The sequence below is a fragment of the Shigella dysenteriae genome (genome assembly GCF_022354085.1).
Taxonomy (GTDB): domain Bacteria; phylum Pseudomonadota; class Gammaproteobacteria; order Enterobacterales; family Enterobacteriaceae; genus Escherichia; species Escherichia coli.
Genome location: NZ_CP055055.1, coordinates 1,756,303 through 1,774,855, shown reverse-complemented (window position 1 = coordinate 1,774,855; position 18,553 = coordinate 1,756,303). Strand labels below are relative to the sequence as shown.

The window sequence follows — 18,553 nt, the reverse complement described above, 5'->3', positions numbered from 1 at the left end:
CAGAAAGGTGGCATATGGTGTGATCGGGGTTCAATAAATTGCGAAACAAGGTATACTCCAGCAGTTCCTGAAGATGTTTATTGTACTAAACGCTCCTGTACGAGGACGCTACTGCGCACCTATGACACAATTCGCTTCTCCTGTTCTGCACTCGTTGCTGGATACAGATGCTTATAAGTTGCATATGCAGCAAGCCGTGTTTCATCACTATTACGATGTGCATGTCGCGGCGGAGTTTCGTTGCCGAGGTGACGATCTGCTGGGTATTTATGCCGATGCTATTCGTGAACAGGTTCAGGCGATGCAGCACCTGCGCCTGCAGGATGATGAATATCAGTGGCTTTCTGCCCTGCCTTTCTTTAAGGCCGACTATCTTAACTGGCTACGCGAGTTCCGCTTTAACCCGGAACAAGTCACCGTGTCCAACGATAATGGCAAGCTGGATATTCGTTTAAGCGGCCCGTGGCGTGAAGTCATCCTCTGGGAAGTTCCTTTGCTGGCGGTTATCAGTGAAATGGTACATCGCTATCGCTCACCGCAGGCCGACGTTGCGCAAGCCCTCGACACGCTGGAAAGCAAATTAGTCGACTTCTCGGCATTAACCGCCGGTCTTGATATGTCGCGCTTCCATCTGATGGATTTTGGCACCCGTCGCCGTTTTTCTCGCGAAGTACAAGAAACCATCGTTAAGCGTCTGCAACAGGAATCCTGGTTCGTGGGCACCAGCAACTACGATCTGGCGCGTCGGCTTTCCCTCACGCCGATGGGAACACAGGCACACGAATGGTTCCAGGCGCATCAGCAAATCAGCCCGGATCTAGCCAACAGCCAGCGAGCTGCACTTGCTGCCTGGCTGGAAGAGTATCCCGACCAACTTGGCATTGCATTAACCGACTGCATCACTATGGATGCTTTCCTGCGTGATTTCGGTGTCGAGTTCGCTAGTCGGTATCAGGGCCTGCGTCATGACTCTGGCGACCCGGTTGAATGGGGTGAAAAAGCCATTGCACATTATGAAAAGCTGGGAATTGATCCACAGAGTAAAACGCTGGTTTTCTCTGACAATCTGGATTTACGCAAAGCGGTTGAGCTATACCGCCACTTCTCTTCCCGCGTGCAATTAAGTTTTGGTATTGGGACTCGCCTGACCTGCGATATCCCTCAGGTAAAACCCCTGAATATTGTGATTAAGTTGGTAGAGTGTAACGGTAAACCGGTGGCGAAACTTTCTGACAGCCCTGGCAAAACTATCTGCCATGATAAAGCGTTTGTTCGGGCGCTGCGCAAAGCGTTCGACCTTCCGCATATTAAAAAAGCCAGTTAATATCATCAGGGAGCTAATCGGCTCCCTTTTTTTACCTTTAATTCCGAAATCTTTCGCTGCATTTGCGAATTCTGCTTGTCTGATTGCAGATGCCAGGTAACATAGGTATCCCCCCCATTTACGGGTGGACAAGTGTTTATTTTTTCCGACTATTAACAGAGAGAATATTATGAGCGTTGTGCCTGTAGCCGACGTACTCCAGGGCCGCGTAGCCGTTGACAGCGAAGTCACCGTACGCGGATGGGTACGTACCCGCCGAGATTCAAAAGCTGGCATCTCCTTCCTCGCCGTTTATGACGGTTCCTGCTTTGATCCTGTACAGGCTGTCATCAATAATTCTCTGCCCAATTACAATGAAGACGTCCTGCGTCTGACCACCGGCTGCTCGGTCATTGTGACGGGTAAAGTCGTGGCGTCGCCGGGCCAGGGGCAACAATTTGAAATTCAGGCCAGCAAGGTTGAAGTTGCTGGTTGGGTTGAAGATCCAGACACTTACCCGATGGCGGCAAAACGCCACAGCATTGAGTATCTGCGTGAAGTCGCTCACCTGCGTCCGCGCACAAACCTGATTGGTGCCGTCGCGCGCGTTCGTCATACGCTGGCGCAGGCGCTGCATCGCTTCTTTAACGAGCAGGGATTCTTCTGGGTTTCAACGCCACTGATTACCGCATCTGATACCGAAGGTGCAGGCGAAATGTTCCGCGTTTCTACGCTGGATCTGGAAAACCTGCCGCGTAACGATCAGGGCAAAGTGGATTTCGACAAAGACTTCTTTGGTAAAGAGTCTTTCCTGACCGTATCTGGCCAATTGAACGGCGAAACCTACGCTTGCGCATTGTCCAAAATTTATACCTTCGGCCCGACTTTCCGTGCTGAAAACTCCAACACCAGCCGTCACCTGGCGGAATTCTGGATGCTGGAGCCGGAAGTGGCGTTTGCTAACCTGAACGATATCGCGGGTCTGGCTGAAGCCATGCTGAAATATGTCTTCAAAGCGGTTCTCGAAGAACGCGCAGACGACATGAAATTCTTCGCTGAACGCGTAGATAAAGATGCCGTTTCACGTCTGGAACGCTTCATTGAAGCCGATTTTGCGCAGGTGGATTACACCGACGCAGTGACCATTCTCGAAAACTGCGGCAGGAAGTTTGAAAACCCGGTTTACTGGGGCGTCGATCTCTCTTCTGAGCATGAGCGTTATCTGGCGGAAGAACACTTTAAAGCACCGGTAGTGGTTAAAAACTACCCGAAAGATATTAAAGCGTTTTATATGCGCCTTAACGAAGACGGTAAAACCGTTGCGGCTATGGACGTTCTGGCTCCGGGCATCGGTGAGATTATTGGTGGTTCCCAGCGTGAAGAACGTCTGGACGTGCTGGACGAGCGTATGCTGGAAATGGGCCTGAATAAAGAAGATTACTGGTGGTATCGCGATCTGCGTCGCTACGGTACTGTTCCGCATTCAGGTTTCGGTCTTGGTTTTGAACGCCTGATTGCTTACGTAACTGGCGTGCAAAACGTACGTGATGTGATTCCGTTCCCACGTACTCCGCGTAACGCCAGCTTCTAATTTAGCGTCTACAAGAGCCAGCACCCGCTGGCTCTTTTTTATCCTTTCTGTCAAGTTATCTGTTTGTTAAGTCAATCAATCTATTTGCAACCCCGCCATAACGATCATCCTGTTACGGAATATTACATTGCAACATTTACGCACAAAAAATAACCCGCATTCTTATTGCGGATTAGTTTTTTCTTAGCTGATAGCACAATTTTCATACTATTTTTTGGCATTCTGGATGTCTGAAAGAGGATTTTGTGCCAGGTCGATAAAGTTTCCATCAGAAACAAAATTTCCGTTTAGTTAATTTAAATATAAGGAAATCATATAAATAGATAAAAATTGCTGTAAATATCATCACGCCTCTATGGAAATATGACGGTGTTCACAAAGTTCCTTAATTTTTACTTTTAGTTACATATTTTTTCTTTTTGAAACTAAATCTTTATCTTTGTAGCACTTTCACGGTAGCGAAACGTTAGTTTGAATGGAAAGATGCCTGCAGACACATAAAGACACCAAACTCTCATCAATAGTTCCGTAAATTTTTATTGACAGAAATTATTGACGGCAGTGGCAGGTGTCATAAAAAAAACCATGAGGGTAATAAATAATGATGAAGCGCAATATTCTGGCAGTGATCGTCCCTGCTCTGTTAGTAGCAGGTACTGCAAACGCTGCAGAAATCTATAACAAAGATGGCAACAAAGTAGATCTGTACGGTAAAGCTGTCGGTCTGCATTATTTTTCTAAAGACAATGGTGTAAACAGTTACGGCGGAAACGGCGACAAAACTTATGCCCGTCTTGGTTTTAAAGGGGAAACACAAATCAATTCCGATCTGACCGGTTATGGTCAGTGGGAATATAACTTCCAGGGTAACAACTCTGAAGGCGCTGATGCCCAGAAAGGTAACAAAACTCGTCTGGCATTCGCAGGTCTGAAATTCGCTGATGCGGGTTCTATCGACTACGGTCGTAACTACGGTGTGGTTTACGACGCACTGGGTTACACCGATATGCTGCCTGAGTTTGGCGGTGACACGGCATACAGCGATGACTTCTTCGTTGGTCGTGTAGGCGGCGTTGCTACCTATCGTAACTCCAACTTCTTCGGTCTGGTTGACGGCCTGAACTTTGCCGTTCAGTACCTGGGCAAAAACGAACGTGCTGGTATTCCTGAGCGTTCCAACGGCGACGGCGTCGGTGGCTCTATCAGCTACGAATTCGAAGGCTTTGGTATCGTAGGTGCTTACGGTGCAGCAGACCGTACCGACGCCCAGGAAGCCGAATTCCGCGGTCAGGGTAAAAAAGCTGAACAGTGGGCAACTGGTCTGAAGTATGACGCGAACAACATCTACCTGGCAGCGAACTACGGTGAAACCCGTAACGCTACGCCAATTGAAGGCGGCTTCGCCAACAAAACGCAAGACGTTCTGTTAGTTGCGCAATACCAGTTCGATTTCGGTCTGCGTCCGTCCATCGCTTACACCAAATCTAAAGCGAAAGACGTAGAAGGTATCGGTGATGTTGATCTGGTGAACTACTTTGAAGTGGGCGCAACCTACTACTTCAACAAAAACATGTCCACCTATGTTGACTACATCATCAACCAGATCGATTCTGACAACAAACTGGGCGTAGGTTCTGACGACACCGTTGCTGTGGGTATCGTTTACCAGTTCTAATAGCACACCTCTTTGTTAAATGCCGAAAAAACAGGACGTTGGTCCTGTTTTTTTTATGCCTTCCAGAGCAATCTCACGTCTTGCAAAAACAGCCTGCGTTTTCATCAGTAATAGTTGGAATTTTGTAAATCTCCCGTTACCCTGATAGCGGACTTCCCTTCTGTAACCATAATGGAACCTCGTCATGTTTGAGAACATTACCGCCGCTCCTGCCGACCCGATTCTGGGCCTGGCCGATCTGTTTCGTGCCGATGAACGTCCCGGCAAAATTAACCTCGGGATTGGTGTCTATAAAGATGAGACGGGCAAAACCCCGGTACTGACCAGCGTGAAAAAGGCTGAACAGTATCTGCTCGAAAATGAAACCACCAAAAATTACCTCGGCATTGACGGCATCCCTGAATTTGGTCGCTGCACTCAGGAACTGCTGTTTGGTAAAGGTAGCGCCCTGATCAATGACAAACGTGCTCGCACGGCACAGACTCCGGGTGGCACTGGCGCACTACGCGTGGCTGCCGATTTCCTGGCAAAAAATACCAGCGTTAAGCGTGTGTGGGTGAGCAACCCAAGCTGGCCGAACCATAAGAGCGTCTTTAACTCTGCAGGTCTGGAAGTTCGTGAATACGCTTATTATGACGCGGAAAATCACACCCTTGACTTCGATGCACTGATTAACAGTCTGAACGAAGCTCAGGCTGGCGATGTAGTGCTGTTCCATGGCTGCTGCCATAACCCAACCGGTATCGACCCTACGCTGGAACAATGGCAGACACTGGCACAACTCTCCGTTGAGAAAGGCTGGTTACCGCTGTTTGACTTCGCTTACCAGGGGTTTGCCCGTGGTCTGGAAGAAGATGCTGAAGGACTGCGCGCTTTCGCAGCTATGCATAAAGAGCTGATTGTTGCCAGTTCCTACTCTAAAAACTTTGGCCTGTACAACGAGCGTGTTGGCGCTTGTACTCTGGTTGCTGCCGACAGTGAAACCGTTGATCGCGCATTCAGCCAAATGAAAGCGGCGATTCGCGCTAACTACTCTAACCCACCAGCACACGGCGCTTCTGTTGTTGCCACCATCCTGAGCAACGATGCGTTACGTGCGATTTGGGAACAAGAGCTGACTGATATGCGCCAGCGTATTCAGCGTATGCGTCAGTTATTCGTCAATACGCTGCAGGAAAAAGGCGCAAACCGCGACTTCAGCTTTATCATCAAACAGAACGGCATGTTCTCCTTCAGTGGCCTGACAAAAGAACAAGTGCTGCGTCTGCGCGAAGAGTTTGGCGTGTATGCTGTTGCTTCTGGTCGCGTAAACGTGGCCGGGATGACACCAGATAACATGGCTCCGCTGTGCGAAGCGATTGTGGCAGTGCTGTAAGCGTTAAAAACAATGAAGCCCGCTGAAAAGCGGGCTTTTTTATGTGTGCCTTACCAGACGGGCATTTCGTCTTGCAGGAAGGGATTATGCAGGCGTTCATAACCAAGTGTGGATAATGGTCCGTGACCCGGAATAAATGTCACGTCATCCCCCAGTGGCAGCAATTTATCTTTGATTGAAGAAATCAGTTGATTATGATCGCCACGCGGGAAGTCACTGCGCCCTACTCCGCCTTTGAAAATAACATCGCCAGAAATCAGCAGCTTTGCCCGATCATCAAAAAACACGACATGACCCGGCGTATGCCCAGGGCAATGTAACACCTGTAAAGTCACATTCCCTATGCTGATGGTATCGCCTTCGTTCAGCCAACGATCTGGCGTCAGCGGCTGGCACTCTTCCAGACCAAACATACGACTTTGCGCAGGCAAGCCTTGCAGCCAGAACTCATCTTCTTTTTCCGGACCAAAAACCGGCACGCCGTAATGTTGCGCCAGTTCCGCCGCTGCGCCAACGTGGTCCAGATGACCATGCGTCAGCAGGATCTGCATCAGTGTCAGGCCGCTGTCATCAACTTCCTGTTTGATTTTTTCCGCATCGCCGCCAGGATCGACCAGTGCGGCCAGGCGGGTTTGTTCACACCAGATCAATGAACAGTTCTGGGAGAATGCGGTGACCGGAATAATACGATAGTTCATACTGCCCCTGTTTCGTTAAGCAATTACTACCAGTGCCGTGCTGGCCCAGTATCAATATGCACAAAGTTACTACGTGGGTAATATCCTACACCACCTGCGCGCATAGATAACGCGGCTTTGCGAATATTGCTTAACGCGATACCTTCAATATGGAAATCCATCGCCTGGCCTTTAGTGTGATAGCTTTTCTTCGCTACTCCACGGCTGCGGGCGCGTAGTTCATTGTTGGTATCAATGGAACGATAACCGGAAATGAGTTGCACCGGTTTGCGCGTGCCTAACAACCCTTGCAGGCGATACAACTGGTCGAATAATCCTGGGTCGATGGACTTTATTTTGTTCGCGCGGTAATCGCGGAAAAAATGGTTAAGTTTTGCCAATTCTTCCTGAATATAGCCTCTGCCATCGAAAAACTCCGCTTTGATTGACTCTCCGGTATGAAGATTATTGAGTGTCAAAATGCGCGGGCGTGGGGTAGAGAGTGTTGCAAACGCAGGGGTCGGCAGGATGGCGGCACCGAGTGCAACGCCACCAAGCGCCAGCAATTTGCGGCGATTAGCGTCGAATTTGTCCATGATAATCAAGTCTACAGGTCAATGTTATCGTTTATATGCACTTCTGGCGCACAAGAGGCACCTTAACCGCCCGTAAAGCAGACGTCAAGATGACTCAACCCCAGCAGTGACGGGGGCTGCAGAGAATCACCCCCAATCATGCTAATTATTACGACAACTGATTTCCCCGAACTACTTCATTTACCTGATTAATTGTTCCGCTTTCGATACGATTTGCGAGCTGGATCGCGCAGGCAGATCATAATTGTAAATATCTGTACGATACTGGGTACGACCATCTGCACCAACAAAGGCCGTCAGGTAGTAGAGATTCACCGGAATCGACTGCCGAATATTGACGTAACGTGTATCACCCTGCTTCAGCGCATCAGAAATACGTTTGTCATTCCAGCCTGCATCCTGCAACAGCATATTCGCCAGATCGGAAGCTTTATTCACTCGTACACAGCCTGAGCTCAATGCGCGTGTATCACGCTTGAACAGATTGTGGTTCGGCGTGTCATGCAAATAAATGGCCTCTGAACTCGGCATATTGAATTTATAGCGCCCCAGCGAGTTCCGTGGGCCTGGAGCCTGCTGGAAGCGAAACGGTAAATTCGAGGCCGTGATTGTAGACCAGTCAACCTGCCATGGGTCAATCGCTTCTCTGCTGTTCCAGCCGCGCATCACCGTATAGCCATGGCTTTCGAGATATCCCGGATCGTTGCGCACTTTCGGCAGAATATCTTTGCGTGCCAGAGTTGGTGGTACGTTCCACGGCGGGTTTACCACTACGTTGTTAAGGGCACTGCTCATCATCGGCGTTTTGCGATCGGGGCGACCGACAATGACTCGCGAATCCAGCACCTGATTGCCGTTCTGATAGTAGACCAGCGAATAGGCCGGAATGTTAACCATGATCCCGGTAGAAAGCTCTGTTGGCAGCAAGCGCAATCGCTGGATGTTGAGTGCCAACACGCCAGCACGCTGGGCGGGCGTTACGTTTAACCAGTCACGCGTTGCCGGGCCAATAGCACCATCTGCCCCCAATCCTTGCCATGCCTGAAAACGTTTAACGGCTTCCACCAGTTCATTATCGTAGGCGGCACGAACGGCAGGCGCAGGTTTACTACGAGACGTCGTTTGCTTGTCCATCGGCTTAGTTTCTGCTGTTTCAACAGTAACAGCGGATGGGCTGACTACCGCGTCAGTTGGCGTGTCATCGCCAGGTAGAGTAATTTTCGGCCCCCCGTCCAACATGCCTGTGCGTTGCAATATTTCGCGCAACGCCGGTACGTCGTTACTCCACTGCCCTGGGCGCAACGTTGCTTTGCCGGTCAGTTGGGGCCACGGTTTGGTGTCACTGAGTAAGGCCAGTAACGATTCATGCATCGCCGCATATTGCGGATGCTGCGGTGCCAGTCCTGCAACAAACGTAGGCAATTGACCTTTATCCAGCGCTAGCTGCCATTGGTTAATCACCGAAAGCGGCGGCGTTGAAAGCGCATAAGGTTTACTGCTATATAGCCAGCGAGTGCCTTTGACCGGAATATTTGCAATGAAATGGAGATAGCCCATCATCGCATCAGAGAGCACCACGTCACGTGCCATCCCGTTAACACCAGGATCGGTCAGTAACTCTACCCATTTATTAAACTGCGGCTGGAAACCAGCAATCGCCACCTCTGCCAGCTGTTGCTGGAAGGCTTTAACAGCATCACGGTTTTCCCACATGGGTTGCATATCGCGTGCGGCATACAACAGTTGAAGCTGGTTAAGATAAACCGGCTTGTAACCTGCGGGTAATTGAGATTCGATTTGCGTGCGGGCTTTTTCTGCCGCACCTTCAGGCAATGGCAGGATCCCCGCCATTATTGCCGTGGCTTGCGCCTGCGGCAGTGCCTCGCCCTGTTCACTGACAGCCACCGGGCTGTCGCCAGGGATTACTTCAGGCTCATCGGCCTGCGCATTGAACAGTGGAGCGAATGTTACGGCCAGGCACAAACTGATTGCCGACAGCCGACGACCACACATCATATTAAGCAACATCCCTTGCCCCCTGTTTTTATCATACTCTGAATAGCCAGGCTGTTATTTTACGACTTGCCTGTACAACGCCAATACTCACGAAAGTATGACGAGCAAGCCTGTTACTCATCAGGCTTATCTTCAGTATATAAACGCCGATACGTTTTTACATAACCTAATGTAAAGAAGTTTAAAGAAAAGCGCGCCGTAATGTGCCACTTTTTTAGTGCAGAAACGGAGTTTTCGGAAAAAGAAAAGGCGGCATTGCTGCCGCCTTAATTTTAACTCGCCTGAGAAGGCGCTTCGTCACTTCCTGGAAGCGTTTCAGGGAGTTGCGGCGCAAATCCTCGCAGGCCGACGACGTGAACGTGTTCGGTATTCTGGAAGACTTTACGCACCAGTTTATAGGTGGTGCCTTTCTCCGGGCTGATATTTTCCGGCGCTGCGATGATGAGCTGCATTTGCAAACGTTCACACAATTCAAACAGCGTGGCGATAGAACGAGCATCCAGTCGCGCTGCTTCATCGAGGAACAGCAGGCGGCAAGGAGAGATATCTTTACCGCGCAGGCGGCGAGATTCATCTTCCCAGCTTTGTACCACCATCACCAGAATCGACATACCGGTACCAATCGCCTCACCGGTCGACAATGCACCAGACTCTGCGCGCAACCAGCCATCGGAACCACGGTTAACCTCAACTTCCATTTCCAGATAGTTGCGGTAATCCAGCAGTTCTTCGCCAATGGTCTGCGGCGTGCGCTGCCCCATATCAATCTGCGGATTAAGACGCTGATACAATTTCGCCAGCGCTTCCGAGAAGGTCAGACGGTTGCTGTTAAACAGATCCTGATGCTGCTCGTGCTGTTCAGAGAGCACATCCAACAGCATGGCGTGCGTTTCACGCACGTTCACGTTCAGACGTACGCTGTTCACCTGACCAAACGATACGTTCTGCAACCCCTGGTTGAGCATACGGATACGATTCTGTTCGCGCTGAATGGTTTTGCGAATGATGTTCGCCACGCTGCGGGAACTGATCGCCAGTTTCTGTTCACGGGAGGTTAACTCTTCGGTCAGACGGCTAAGTTCGATCTCCATCTGTTCGATAGCTTCCACCGGATCATCGGTACGAATAATATCCTGACGAATACGTTCACGCAGATGCTGATAAACCGCCACGAAGAACTGAATTTTACGCTCCGGACGTTTCGGATCTTCCGACATGCGCAGCACGTCGCGCAGATGTTCGTTATCCGCCACCGCCAGACGCAGCGCACCTAACGCCTTATCCGACATGGAACGCAAATCATCAGCGGAGAGATAAGCCAGCTCACGACGGTGTAAGCGGCGTTCAACGCCGTTATCTTTCACCATGCGCATGACTGCACACCAGCCCGCTTTCGCGGTCACTACCTGCTCGCGCATCTCAAAGTAATCACGCTCCAGCTTGCGCAGTTTGCGGGTCAGGTTGTCCATCTCCGCTTCGCAGAAGGTAAGCGCTTTTTCCAGTTGATTTCGGCGTGAACGGTTATTGCTCAGTTGCGCATGCAGCTCGTCACGGCGAATACGCGCCCGCTCTTCTGCCCCGCTATCAGCACGCACGCCGATATCCTGCAATTCACGTTGCAGATCGTTGAGTAGCTCTTTTTTGGTGTCATACGAACTTTTCAGCGAAGCCAGCACCTGGTTGTACTGACTCAACTGCGCTGCGTGACCGCGCAACGCTTCGCGAGCGCGGGTACGCTCCGCTTCCGCCTGTTCCAGACGTTCACGCAGTTTTTCGTTGAGATCGTTGTTACCGCTCAGCATTTCTGCCGAGTCAGAATAGCTAAAGTGCGCACGACGCTGCACCACTTCCGTCAGGGCAAACGCCTGCTGACGGGCATCGCGCTGCATCTGCTGAGAGTACGCGTAATCTTCTTTTAACTGTTCGAACTGTTCCGGGTCGCTCTGCAATACCGAAACGATCGGTTCCAGTTTCGCCAGTTGATTGCCAAACTGCTGAACAAAACGCGCGGCTTCCTGGGCTTCATCCAGACGTTCTCGGATTTCATCGACGCGATCCGCCAGGCTGTCATCAGCCAACAGGTTGAGACGCGGCAGAATGCGGTTCAGCGCCGTAACGCCTTCTTTCGCCTGCTCAAACTGAATACGCTGCTGCTGGTTATCATTTTCATGATTACTCAACGCCCGCTCCAGTTCGACGCGACGGCTGTTCAGTTGACGGATTTCTGCTTCCGGGTCAGACTCAAACGCCACCGCCAGATGACTGCCGATAAAGCGGCTGAACGCCTGATGCAGACGCTGGGTTTTCTGTACATCAAAGGAGAGCGTGGCGAAGCGTTCGGAAAGCACTTCACGCTCGGCATGGAGGCTTTCAATACGGCTTTCACGCGCAGCACGACCAAACAGCGGCACTTCCGGGAAACGTGAATAACGCCACTGACGATCGGCGATTTTCACCACTACCGCTTTTTCCAGCTCATCAACGCTGAACACGCTGTCATCGAATGACTGCGGATCCCCTTCGATCAAATAGAGATCTTCCGGGCAATCGGTCAAACCTTCCAGGTGTTCGGTTACCTGTGACAGATCTGGCACCACGATGGCGTGGCGTGACGGGCCATACAGCGCTGAGAAGTACGGCGCATCTTCCAGGCTAACGTCGTCATAAATTTCTGACAGCAGCACACCACCAAAACGCTCCGCCAGCGCGTTCAGACGCTGATCTTCAGAGCCGCCAGGCTGGCTTAAACGTTCGATCTCTTCATCGACGGCGTTTTTGCGCGCGCCTACTTCATCGCGTTCAACAATCGCCTCGCGCTCACGCTCCAGCAACTGTTGCAGATATTCAGTGACGTCCTGGCTGGAGGAGAACTCTTCGCCGCACTGTTCACTCAACTGGTTGAGACTGTTTTGCGCTGCCAGCCAAACCGGTGCACGCTGCATCAAACTCTGAATGCGAGACTGCAGCTGTTCCTGCTCCTGGCGCAGTGCCATACGCTCTTCGCGGGCGTTAGACACGCTATCGGAAAGAGAGGCAATACGCGCTTCCAGCTCCTGATGCAGGGCTTCCAGTTCGTCGATATCAAAATTCTTGCCCTGGCGTTTGCAGAAATCTGCCAGCAGACGCTCAGCTTCTTGCTGCTCGCGCAGACGCTGTTCCAGTTCACTTAAGCGCATCCGCAACGGTTGAACCTGCTCTGCCATGTGACGCTGATCGACCCCTTCGCGCAGCAGTTCGCGGGCGACATCCCAAGCCTCGTTACGCGCCAGCGGGCCGTTGATTGCCACCACCAGCTGATAAGCCTGCTCAAACTGGCTGTGCGCGGTTTGCGCCATGCTCATTTTCTGCTCAAGAGTGAGCATTTTTTCAGTCGCTTCCAGCTCTTTCGCCTGGAAGGTTTCCAGCCATTCGGCGGCGCTGTCGGCGGTTAAGTCCGGCAGATGGCACAGTTCTTTGGCACGATTAAGCGCAGCACACGCCTGGTTATACTGGATCGCGCGCGTTTGCTGGACGTCCAGCGCCTGCTGGTAGTCAGCAAGCTGGCTTTTCAGCTCGTCCACTTCCAGTTCGGCAGCTTCCGCACGAGCCTCGTTCTCTTCCTGGCGTTCGATGGCTTCTGCCACCACTTCGTTTTGCTCTTCCAGACGGATCTGCAGCTCATCGAGATCCGCTTCGTAGCGTTCGATCTTCTCCTGCTGACGCAGTGCGGTTTGCACCAGGTTCAGGTGATCGCTGGCCGCCTGATAATCCGCTTCCAGATCGCCTTCGGCACCGTTGTGCTCTGCCAGCTCACGCGCCATATCGACGTGTTTGTACTGCTCCGCCGCCAGTTGCTGACGCGAAGTATGTAGTTCGCGACGAAACTCCAGGGCCTTATCGAGATGGACACGGCGCTCGTTGGCGTGACGCATGTAGTCCGCCGCCACGTAGTTGGTGGCTTCGCTAATCAGATGCTTAAACAGGTCGCGGTCCGACTGGGTGACACGAATCGCTTCCAGCGTCATGCGGTTTTCACGCAGCGCCGCTTCCATGTCCTGGAACGCTTTACGCACGCCGCTGTTTTCCGGCAACAGGTAGTCGCGCAGAGAACGGGTAATGGCACTGGAGATCCCGCCATACAGCGAAGCTTCGATCAGACGATAGAATTTGCTACGGTCAGATGCGGAGCGCAGACGACGCGCGATGATGCCCAGATCGAACATCAGCGAGTGGTAATCGGTAATGGAGTTGAACTGTTTAAACTGCACGCCTTCCATCGCCTCGAGCTTGTCTTTCAGCTCGTTAAGCGGCAGCACGCGCGCCTGGCGTTCGTTCAGAGTTTCGGTCACCAGCTGTGTCGGCTGCACCGACATCGGCAGTCCCTGAATGGCAAATGGTTTGATATCCACTTTACGATCGCGTCCGGCAACCTGTTGCAGACGCACACCGACCACCACGCGCTGGTGGCGCGAGTTAATGGTGTCGAGCATCGAATAACAGACACCCGCTTTCAGCTTACCGTGCAGACCTTTATCGCGCGAACCGCTGGTGGCCCCGGCTTCCGTAGTGTTACGGAAATGCAGCAGGGTCAGGTCGGGAATCAGCGCCGTAACGAACGCCGCCATCGTGGTGGATTTACCCGCCCCGTTACCGCCAGAAAGCGTCGTGACCAGCTCGTCAAGGTCAAAAGTTCGGGCAAAAAAGCCGTTCCAGTTAATCAGCGTCAGTGAGCGAAATTTACCGCGTTCAATCATTATTCTTCCTCTCCGCTATCTGGCTGATTCTCTTCGGTTTCATCGTTGAGTTGCAGATGATTTTCAATCGGCATTGCTTCGCCATCACGAATCAGGCGACGCTGTGCTTCACGGGGATCGTCGCCAGCACGCACATCGGCTCCGAAGCGGAACACCGATTCGGTAATGCGGAACTTGCTGCTGTCGTGGCCCATAAACCACACCATACCTAAACGACGCAGACGGTTGAGCGAAGAACGTACTTTTTCCTGCAACTTCTGACGGTCAACGTCTGAACCGGTTGAACGGTTGTTCACCAGTTTCAGCAGTTTCGCTTCATCGGCCAGGGTGAGCAGTTCGTCGTACAGTTCCTGCTGGGTGAAAATCCCCTCATTCGCCAGCCGTTCCGGGCTGAGATAGAGATAACAGAGGATTTTCCCGACCATCATATCCAGTTCCGACAAGACGGAACGAGGGATCAGCGTGGTGGAACGTGGACGTAAATAGAAGAACCCTTCCGGTGCACGAATAAGCTCAACGTTATAACGCGCGTAAAACTCTTCCAGATATTCCTGAAAATCCATCAGGAATGCATGATTATCCAGTTCGTCGAGGCCAATATGGCGGCCTGAACGTAAGGCGCTGTCCAGCGCCGGAAATAACGGATTCGCCAGCGCCTGCGCCAGCTTAACCGGCATCACTTGTTCAATATTTGTCGATGACATGCGCCTGTACCTTGGCTCCGTAATCATTAATCGGCTGCCATTTCGCTGGCAGTCCGGTGAAATCTGCTTGCGCTACGCCAAGACGTACCGCCTGATCAATAACAATGCGCGCAACGTCAAAGTGACGTGCACGCGGATACTGTGACAGATATTCGCGTACCACCAGACCAAGATCCAGCGGCACTTGTCTGGTTTTGTACACGGCGAGTTGTTCTTCGATGATCGCCGCCAGTTGTTCGCGGATCTCGTTAAACTCTTCGTACTCCAGATCCTCAGGAAGTTCTCCAGTCACTTCTTCATCGCGCAGTGCCATCTCTTCGTCACGCATATCCAGCAGACGATCGGCATTGGCATAAGTTAGCGCCCACGGCTCATCAAAATAGGTTTGTACCGACTGACGTAACCGCTGAGCAAAGACGCGGTTTTTATCCATATCGATTGCGGTACGGATAAATTTGTGTACGTGGCGGTCGTAGCCAATCCACAAGTCTATGGATTGCTGGCCCCAACTGATAATACGGTCGAGTTTGCTCTGCAGATCGAACACCAGACGATCGACAAAATGCAGATCGTCATGGGTCATCGTCGCATCCTGAATGCGCAACAGATTAGCCTGCAATTTGTCGCCTGCCGCTTCCAGCGTATCCTGCAATTCACGCAGCGTTCCGGAAGTTTCCGAAAGCAACAATTCACAGCTGGAAATCGCCGCCCGCCAGTCTTTGTTCAGCAACTGGGCGATATCGTCCTTCACCTGCTGCTGCTGTTCGTCCATCAGACGTTGCGTCAGGTCGATACTGTCGAAAATTTCTGCTACCGAATATTTCAGTGGCGCATAAACATTACGGTGCCAGTGAAATTCATCACCGCCCTCTTCGGCGGCATCTGCTGCGCGTTTGAGCTCACCCGCCACAATCGACAACTGCATAGAGAGGCGCAGCGTAGAAAACTCGCGCTGACGGATGTAATAGTCAGTAATGCCGATGCCGAGCGGCGTCAGACGGTAAATTGCGTTCCCTTCTGCCTGCTCGCTGGTAAAGCGGTTCAGCAGACGTTGACGCACCATGTCGTTGATCGCGTTATTGGCGCGCACGCCGATGGTTTCGCTGGTTTGCTCAAACGCATCACTCACATGGCGGAATGCATCCACCAGCTCGCCTTCACTCATCTCACCATCCAGACGCTCGCCGTTCAGCGTGGCAACCGCCAGCAGAAAAGAGAGTCGGTCTACCGGCAGCGAAATGGAGAAGTCATTTTTTCTGGCCCAGGCAACCAGTTCGGGGACTGTCTGGGAAAATTCACTCATACTTTATCCTTGCTCTGCGGTTTGCGCGCGGTGACATGAATATAACGCCCCAGGGTAATATACGGTTCCTGACGGCAATAACGCGTTTCTAATTCAAGTAATGCTTCATAGCAGTCGCGCTGCTGGTGCTTCTCGCGCAGATAATCATGAAACACGCGAACGCCTGTCTTACCCATAATTTGCCAACCAGCTTCTTCCAACCACAGATAAACCTGCGCCGGGTCGCGTGGATAATCTGGCGAAAGCGTCCGTTTTTTCTTTTTCGGCATTCCCGCCTGCACGTAATCAAAATTCCCGGCGACCATGTTATGCATCAACAAACCATGCGCATTGTAGAACATTAACGACAACACGCCGCCTGGATGCAACACTGACCACAGGGTCTGCAATACGCTGCGGGGATCAGCCACCCACTCGAGCACCGCATGGAACAATATCAGATCAACGGGCGTTTCCAAATGCGAAGCAACATCCTGAGCGGCGCAATGTATAAATTGCATGTTGTCGCTCACACCTTTTGCTTCTGCCGCCTGTTTTGCGCGGTCGATCATCTGCGCAGAAAGATCGCATAAAATGACCTGATGCCCGCGCTCGGCCATTTTGATTGCGGTCTGCCCTTCTCCACCGCCCGCATCCAGCACACGCAGTTTTTGCGGCCCCATTTCCGCCAGCACGCGATCGAGATCCTGCCACAGAATAGCCTGTCGAAGCTGCCCTTTGGTGGTGCCGTAAATGTTACGGGAAAACTTTTCCGCAATATCATCAAAATTGCGATCCTGCATTGCTTTCTCCACCGGTTGGCTAAGACGTTTTCTGATAAAGACGCTATTTTGTCACAGCCACGGCGAGAATGAACCCGTCTGGTGTAATATCGCTGGCGATCCCTTGCTATATGGTTAAAAAAGGAACCAGAAAGGATGCTTTTTACACTGAAAAAAGTGATTGGCAATATGTTGCTGCCACTTCCGCTGATGTTGTTAATTATTGGCGCTGGCCTGGCGCTGCTGTGGTTTAGCCGTTTTCAAAAAACCGGGAAGATTTTTATTAGCATTGGGTGGCTGGCACTCTTGTTATTGAGTTTGCAACCGGTAGCCGACCGCCTGCTGCGTCCCATCGAAAGCACCTATCCGACATGGAATAATTCGCAAAAAGTGGACTATATCGTAGTGCTCGGAGGTGGTTATACCTGGAACCCGCAGTGGGCACCGAGCTCTAATTTAATCAATAACAGTCTGCCACGCCTGAATGAGGGTATCCGTTTATGGCGCGAAAATCCGGGTTCAAAACTGATCTTCACGGGAGGCGTAGCAAAAACCAATACGGTGAGTACAGCGGAAGTAGGTGCCAGAGTTGCGCAATCGCTGGGCGTACCGCGCGAGCAAATTATCACCCTGGATTTGCCAAAAGATACCGAAGAAGAAGCTGCGGCAGTGAAACAGGCGATTGGTGACGCCCCTTTCCTGCTGGTGACCTCCGCATCACATCTGCCGCGGGCGATGATCTTTTTTCAGCAGGAAGGGTTAAATCCGCTACCAGCCCCGGCGAATCAGTTGGCCATCGACTCGCCGCTTAATCCGTGGGAACGGGCAATCCCTTCTCCGGTCTGGCTGATGCATAGCGATCGTGTTGGCTATGAAACGCTTGGCCGCATCTGGCAGTGGCTGAAAGGTCCGTCAGGCGAGCCACGGCAAGAGTGATTTTGATGCCAGATCGAAGTTGCGCCGACTAAATCGTCCGGTATTAACCAGTTGCGCAACTTCATCCCATAACACATACAACCAACGCCGCCAGATGAACGACTCCGCCACTGGCGCGCGTTGCAGGTAACTCCAGAGCAAATCTTCCGCCAGAGAATTATCCATTAGTCGGAACAGTTCGTATTCTCGCGGTGCCCAAAGCATTAGTCCCGGCCCGACCATCGCCAGTAACTGATCGCTGCGCGAATCTTTCAGCATGCTGCGTAAACAGAAGTTACCGTGAATCAGCACACAATTGTCGTTAAAACCTTCAAATAATGCCGGGAGACATTCGCGAGTGCGAAACAGGATCCGCTTATCCTGCATCGTCAGACCGGTGTTATTGAACTGATTGAGCGTGGTCCATAGCACTTCAACATGTTGCCGGTACCATGAGGGCCAGAAATTTTCCTGAGTATTGTCGACCGCGCCGACGCAACCGCGACTGTCCTGACGGTGCCAGGCCAGTAAGGCTTCAACGATTTGGTCTTTGAGCTGTTCCCAGCGTTCTGGTGTTCGGGCTGGTGCCTCCACCGAAACACCACGCATCCGCTCCAGTAGCAGGACATCGGGGCCGGGGTGTTCTTCATGCGTCATCACACCATAAATAGTCGGCATACGGACAGTCCCACTTCTTGCCAGCATGGTGGTTTTCCATGCCAGTTGTCGGGCTTTTCCGGGCGTACTAAAGCTTCTTGCCATTAACGGCATTGGGTTTCCCTGGCTGTCATACAAAGCCCACAACGCCGTATCCGCTTTTTCATTGACGCACTCAATACGACTGAGTTTTTCGCCCAGTAAATGGCTTAATTCGGCACGCAGCTGTTCCATTCAGATTACCCTC

At 51.7% G+C, this 18,553-nt stretch carries 13 protein-coding genes; 5 read left to right on the top strand and 8 right to left on the bottom strand.

Translation table 11 applies throughout. The features are described from left to right. Positions 1-121: 121 nt before the first annotated feature. From pncB to aspC, 4 genes are all read left to right on the top strand, one after another. The gene (gene pncB / locus HUZ68_RS08425) at positions 122-1,324 is read left to right on the top strand and encodes a nicotinate phosphoribosyltransferase (RefSeq protein WP_001307697.1); all 1,203 of its coding nucleotides are present in this window, start codon (positions 122-124) and stop codon (positions 1,322-1,324) included. Positions 1,325-1,493: 169 nt separating this feature from the next. After that, a complete protein-coding gene (asnS, locus tag HUZ68_RS08420; protein WP_000117881.1) occupies positions 1,494-2,894 on the top strand; it encodes an asparagine--tRNA ligase in 1,401 nt (466 codons plus the stop codon). Positions 2,895-3,495: 601 nt separating this feature from the next. Further along, positions 3,496-4,569, top strand: coding sequence for a porin OmpF (ompF, locus tag HUZ68_RS08415; RefSeq protein ID WP_000977905.1), 1,074 nt, complete (start codon positions 3,496-3,498; stop codon positions 4,567-4,569). A gap of 184 nt (positions 4,570-4,753) precedes the next feature. After that, the gene (aspC, locus tag HUZ68_RS08410) at positions 4,754-5,944 is read left to right on the top strand and encodes an aspartate transaminase (RefSeq protein ID WP_000462687.1); all 1,191 of its coding nucleotides are present in this window, start codon (positions 4,754-4,756) and stop codon (positions 5,942-5,944) included. 50 nt (positions 5,945-5,994) lie between these two features. Here aspC and gloC read toward each other — a convergent pair whose 3' ends face one another. From gloC to cmoM, 7 genes are all read right to left on the bottom strand, one after another. After that, on the bottom strand, positions 5,995-6,642 hold the full coding sequence (gene gloC, locus HUZ68_RS08405) for a hydroxyacylglutathione hydrolase GloC (RefSeq protein ID WP_001109487.1): 648 nt from the start codon (positions 6,640-6,642) through the stop codon (positions 5,995-5,997). A 26-nt stretch (positions 6,643-6,668) separates the two neighbouring features. Beyond that, the gene (mepK, locus tag HUZ68_RS08400) at positions 6,669-7,217 is read right to left on the bottom strand and encodes a peptidoglycan L,D-endopeptidase MepK (RefSeq protein ID WP_001295932.1); all 549 of its coding nucleotides are present in this window, start codon (positions 7,215-7,217) and stop codon (positions 6,669-6,671) included. Between the two features lie 180 nt (positions 7,218-7,397). Beyond that, a complete protein-coding gene (gene ldtD, locus HUZ68_RS08395; protein WP_021577210.1) occupies positions 7,398-9,245 on the bottom strand; it encodes a L,D-transpeptidase in 1,848 nt (615 codons plus the stop codon). A 260-nt stretch (positions 9,246-9,505) separates the two neighbouring features. Then, positions 9,506-13,966, bottom strand: a complete 4,461-nt coding sequence (mukB, locus tag HUZ68_RS08390; protein WP_021577209.1) for a chromosome partition protein MukB — start codon at positions 13,964-13,966, stop codon at positions 9,506-9,508. Beyond that, entirely contained in the window at positions 13,966-14,670 is a 705-nt protein-coding gene (gene mukE / locus HUZ68_RS08385) for a chromosome partition protein MukE (protein ID WP_001295347.1), read from the bottom strand. Before mukE ends, mukB begins: the two co-directional genes overlap by 1 nt. Then, positions 14,651-15,973, bottom strand: coding sequence for a chromosome partition protein MukF (gene mukF, locus HUZ68_RS08380; protein ID WP_001288850.1), 1,323 nt, complete (start codon positions 15,971-15,973; stop codon positions 14,651-14,653). The genes mukE and mukF overlap by 20 nt, the downstream gene beginning before the upstream one ends. Continuing rightward, positions 15,970-16,755, bottom strand: a complete 786-nt coding sequence (gene cmoM, locus HUZ68_RS08375; RefSeq protein WP_033815688.1) for a tRNA uridine 5-oxyacetic acid(34) methyltransferase CmoM — start codon at positions 16,753-16,755, stop codon at positions 15,970-15,972. The genes mukF and cmoM overlap by 4 nt, the downstream gene beginning before the upstream one ends. Positions 16,756-16,890: 135 nt before the next feature. On the opposite strand from cmoM, the gene elyC reads away from it, so the two are divergent. After that, the gene (elyC, locus tag HUZ68_RS08370; RefSeq protein ID WP_000899599.1) at positions 16,891-17,670 is read left to right on the top strand and encodes an envelope biogenesis factor ElyC; all 780 of its coding nucleotides are present in this window, start codon (positions 16,891-16,893) and stop codon (positions 17,668-17,670) included. Here the strand turns inward: elyC and HUZ68_RS08365 are convergent. Continuing rightward, positions 17,647-18,540 (bottom strand): YcbJ family phosphotransferase, encoded by an 894-nt coding sequence (locus HUZ68_RS08365; RefSeq protein ID WP_000436922.1) that lies wholly within the window; start codon positions 18,538-18,540, stop codon positions 17,647-17,649. The genes elyC and HUZ68_RS08365 overlap by 24 nt on opposite strands. Positions 18,541-18,553 lie beyond the last annotated feature (13 nt).

Coding starts and splice junctions, on each gene's coding strand:
- pncB (WP_001307697.1), top strand. CDS start 122: ATGACACAATTCGCTTCTCCTGTTCTGCACTCGTTGCTGGATACAGAT.
- asnS (WP_000117881.1), top strand. CDS start 1,494: ATGAGCGTTGTGCCTGTAGCCGACGTACTCCAGGGCCGCGTAGCCGTT.
- ompF (WP_000977905.1), top strand. CDS start 3,496: ATGATGAAGCGCAATATTCTGGCAGTGATCGTCCCTGCTCTGTTAGTA.
- aspC (WP_000462687.1), top strand. CDS start 4,754: ATGTTTGAGAACATTACCGCCGCTCCTGCCGACCCGATTCTGGGCCTG.
- gloC (WP_001109487.1), bottom strand. CDS start 6,642: ATGAACTATCGTATTATTCCGGTCACCGCATTCTCCCAGAACTGTTCA.
- mepK (WP_001295932.1), bottom strand. CDS start 7,217: ATGGACAAATTCGACGCTAATCGCCGCAAATTGCTGGCGCTTGGTGGC.
- ldtD (WP_021577210.1), bottom strand. CDS start 9,245: ATGTTGCTTAATATGATGTGTGGTCGTCGGCTGTCGGCAATCAGTTTG.
- mukB (WP_021577209.1), bottom strand. CDS start 13,966: ATGATTGAACGCGGTAAATTTCGCTCACTGACGCTGATTAACTGGAAC.
- mukE (WP_001295347.1), bottom strand. CDS start 14,670: ATGTCATCGACAAATATTGAACAAGTGATGCCGGTTAAGCTGGCGCAG.
- mukF (WP_001288850.1), bottom strand. CDS start 15,973: ATGAGTGAATTTTCCCAGACAGTCCCCGAACTGGTTGCCTGGGCCAGA.
- cmoM (WP_033815688.1), bottom strand. CDS start 16,755: ATGCAGGATCGCAATTTTGATGATATTGCGGAAAAGTTTTCCCGTAAC.
- elyC (WP_000899599.1), top strand. CDS start 16,891: ATGCTTTTTACACTGAAAAAAGTGATTGGCAATATGTTGCTGCCACTT.
- HUZ68_RS08365 (WP_000436922.1), bottom strand. CDS start 18,540: ATGGAACAGCTGCGTGCCGAATTAAGCCATTTACTGGGCGAAAAACTC.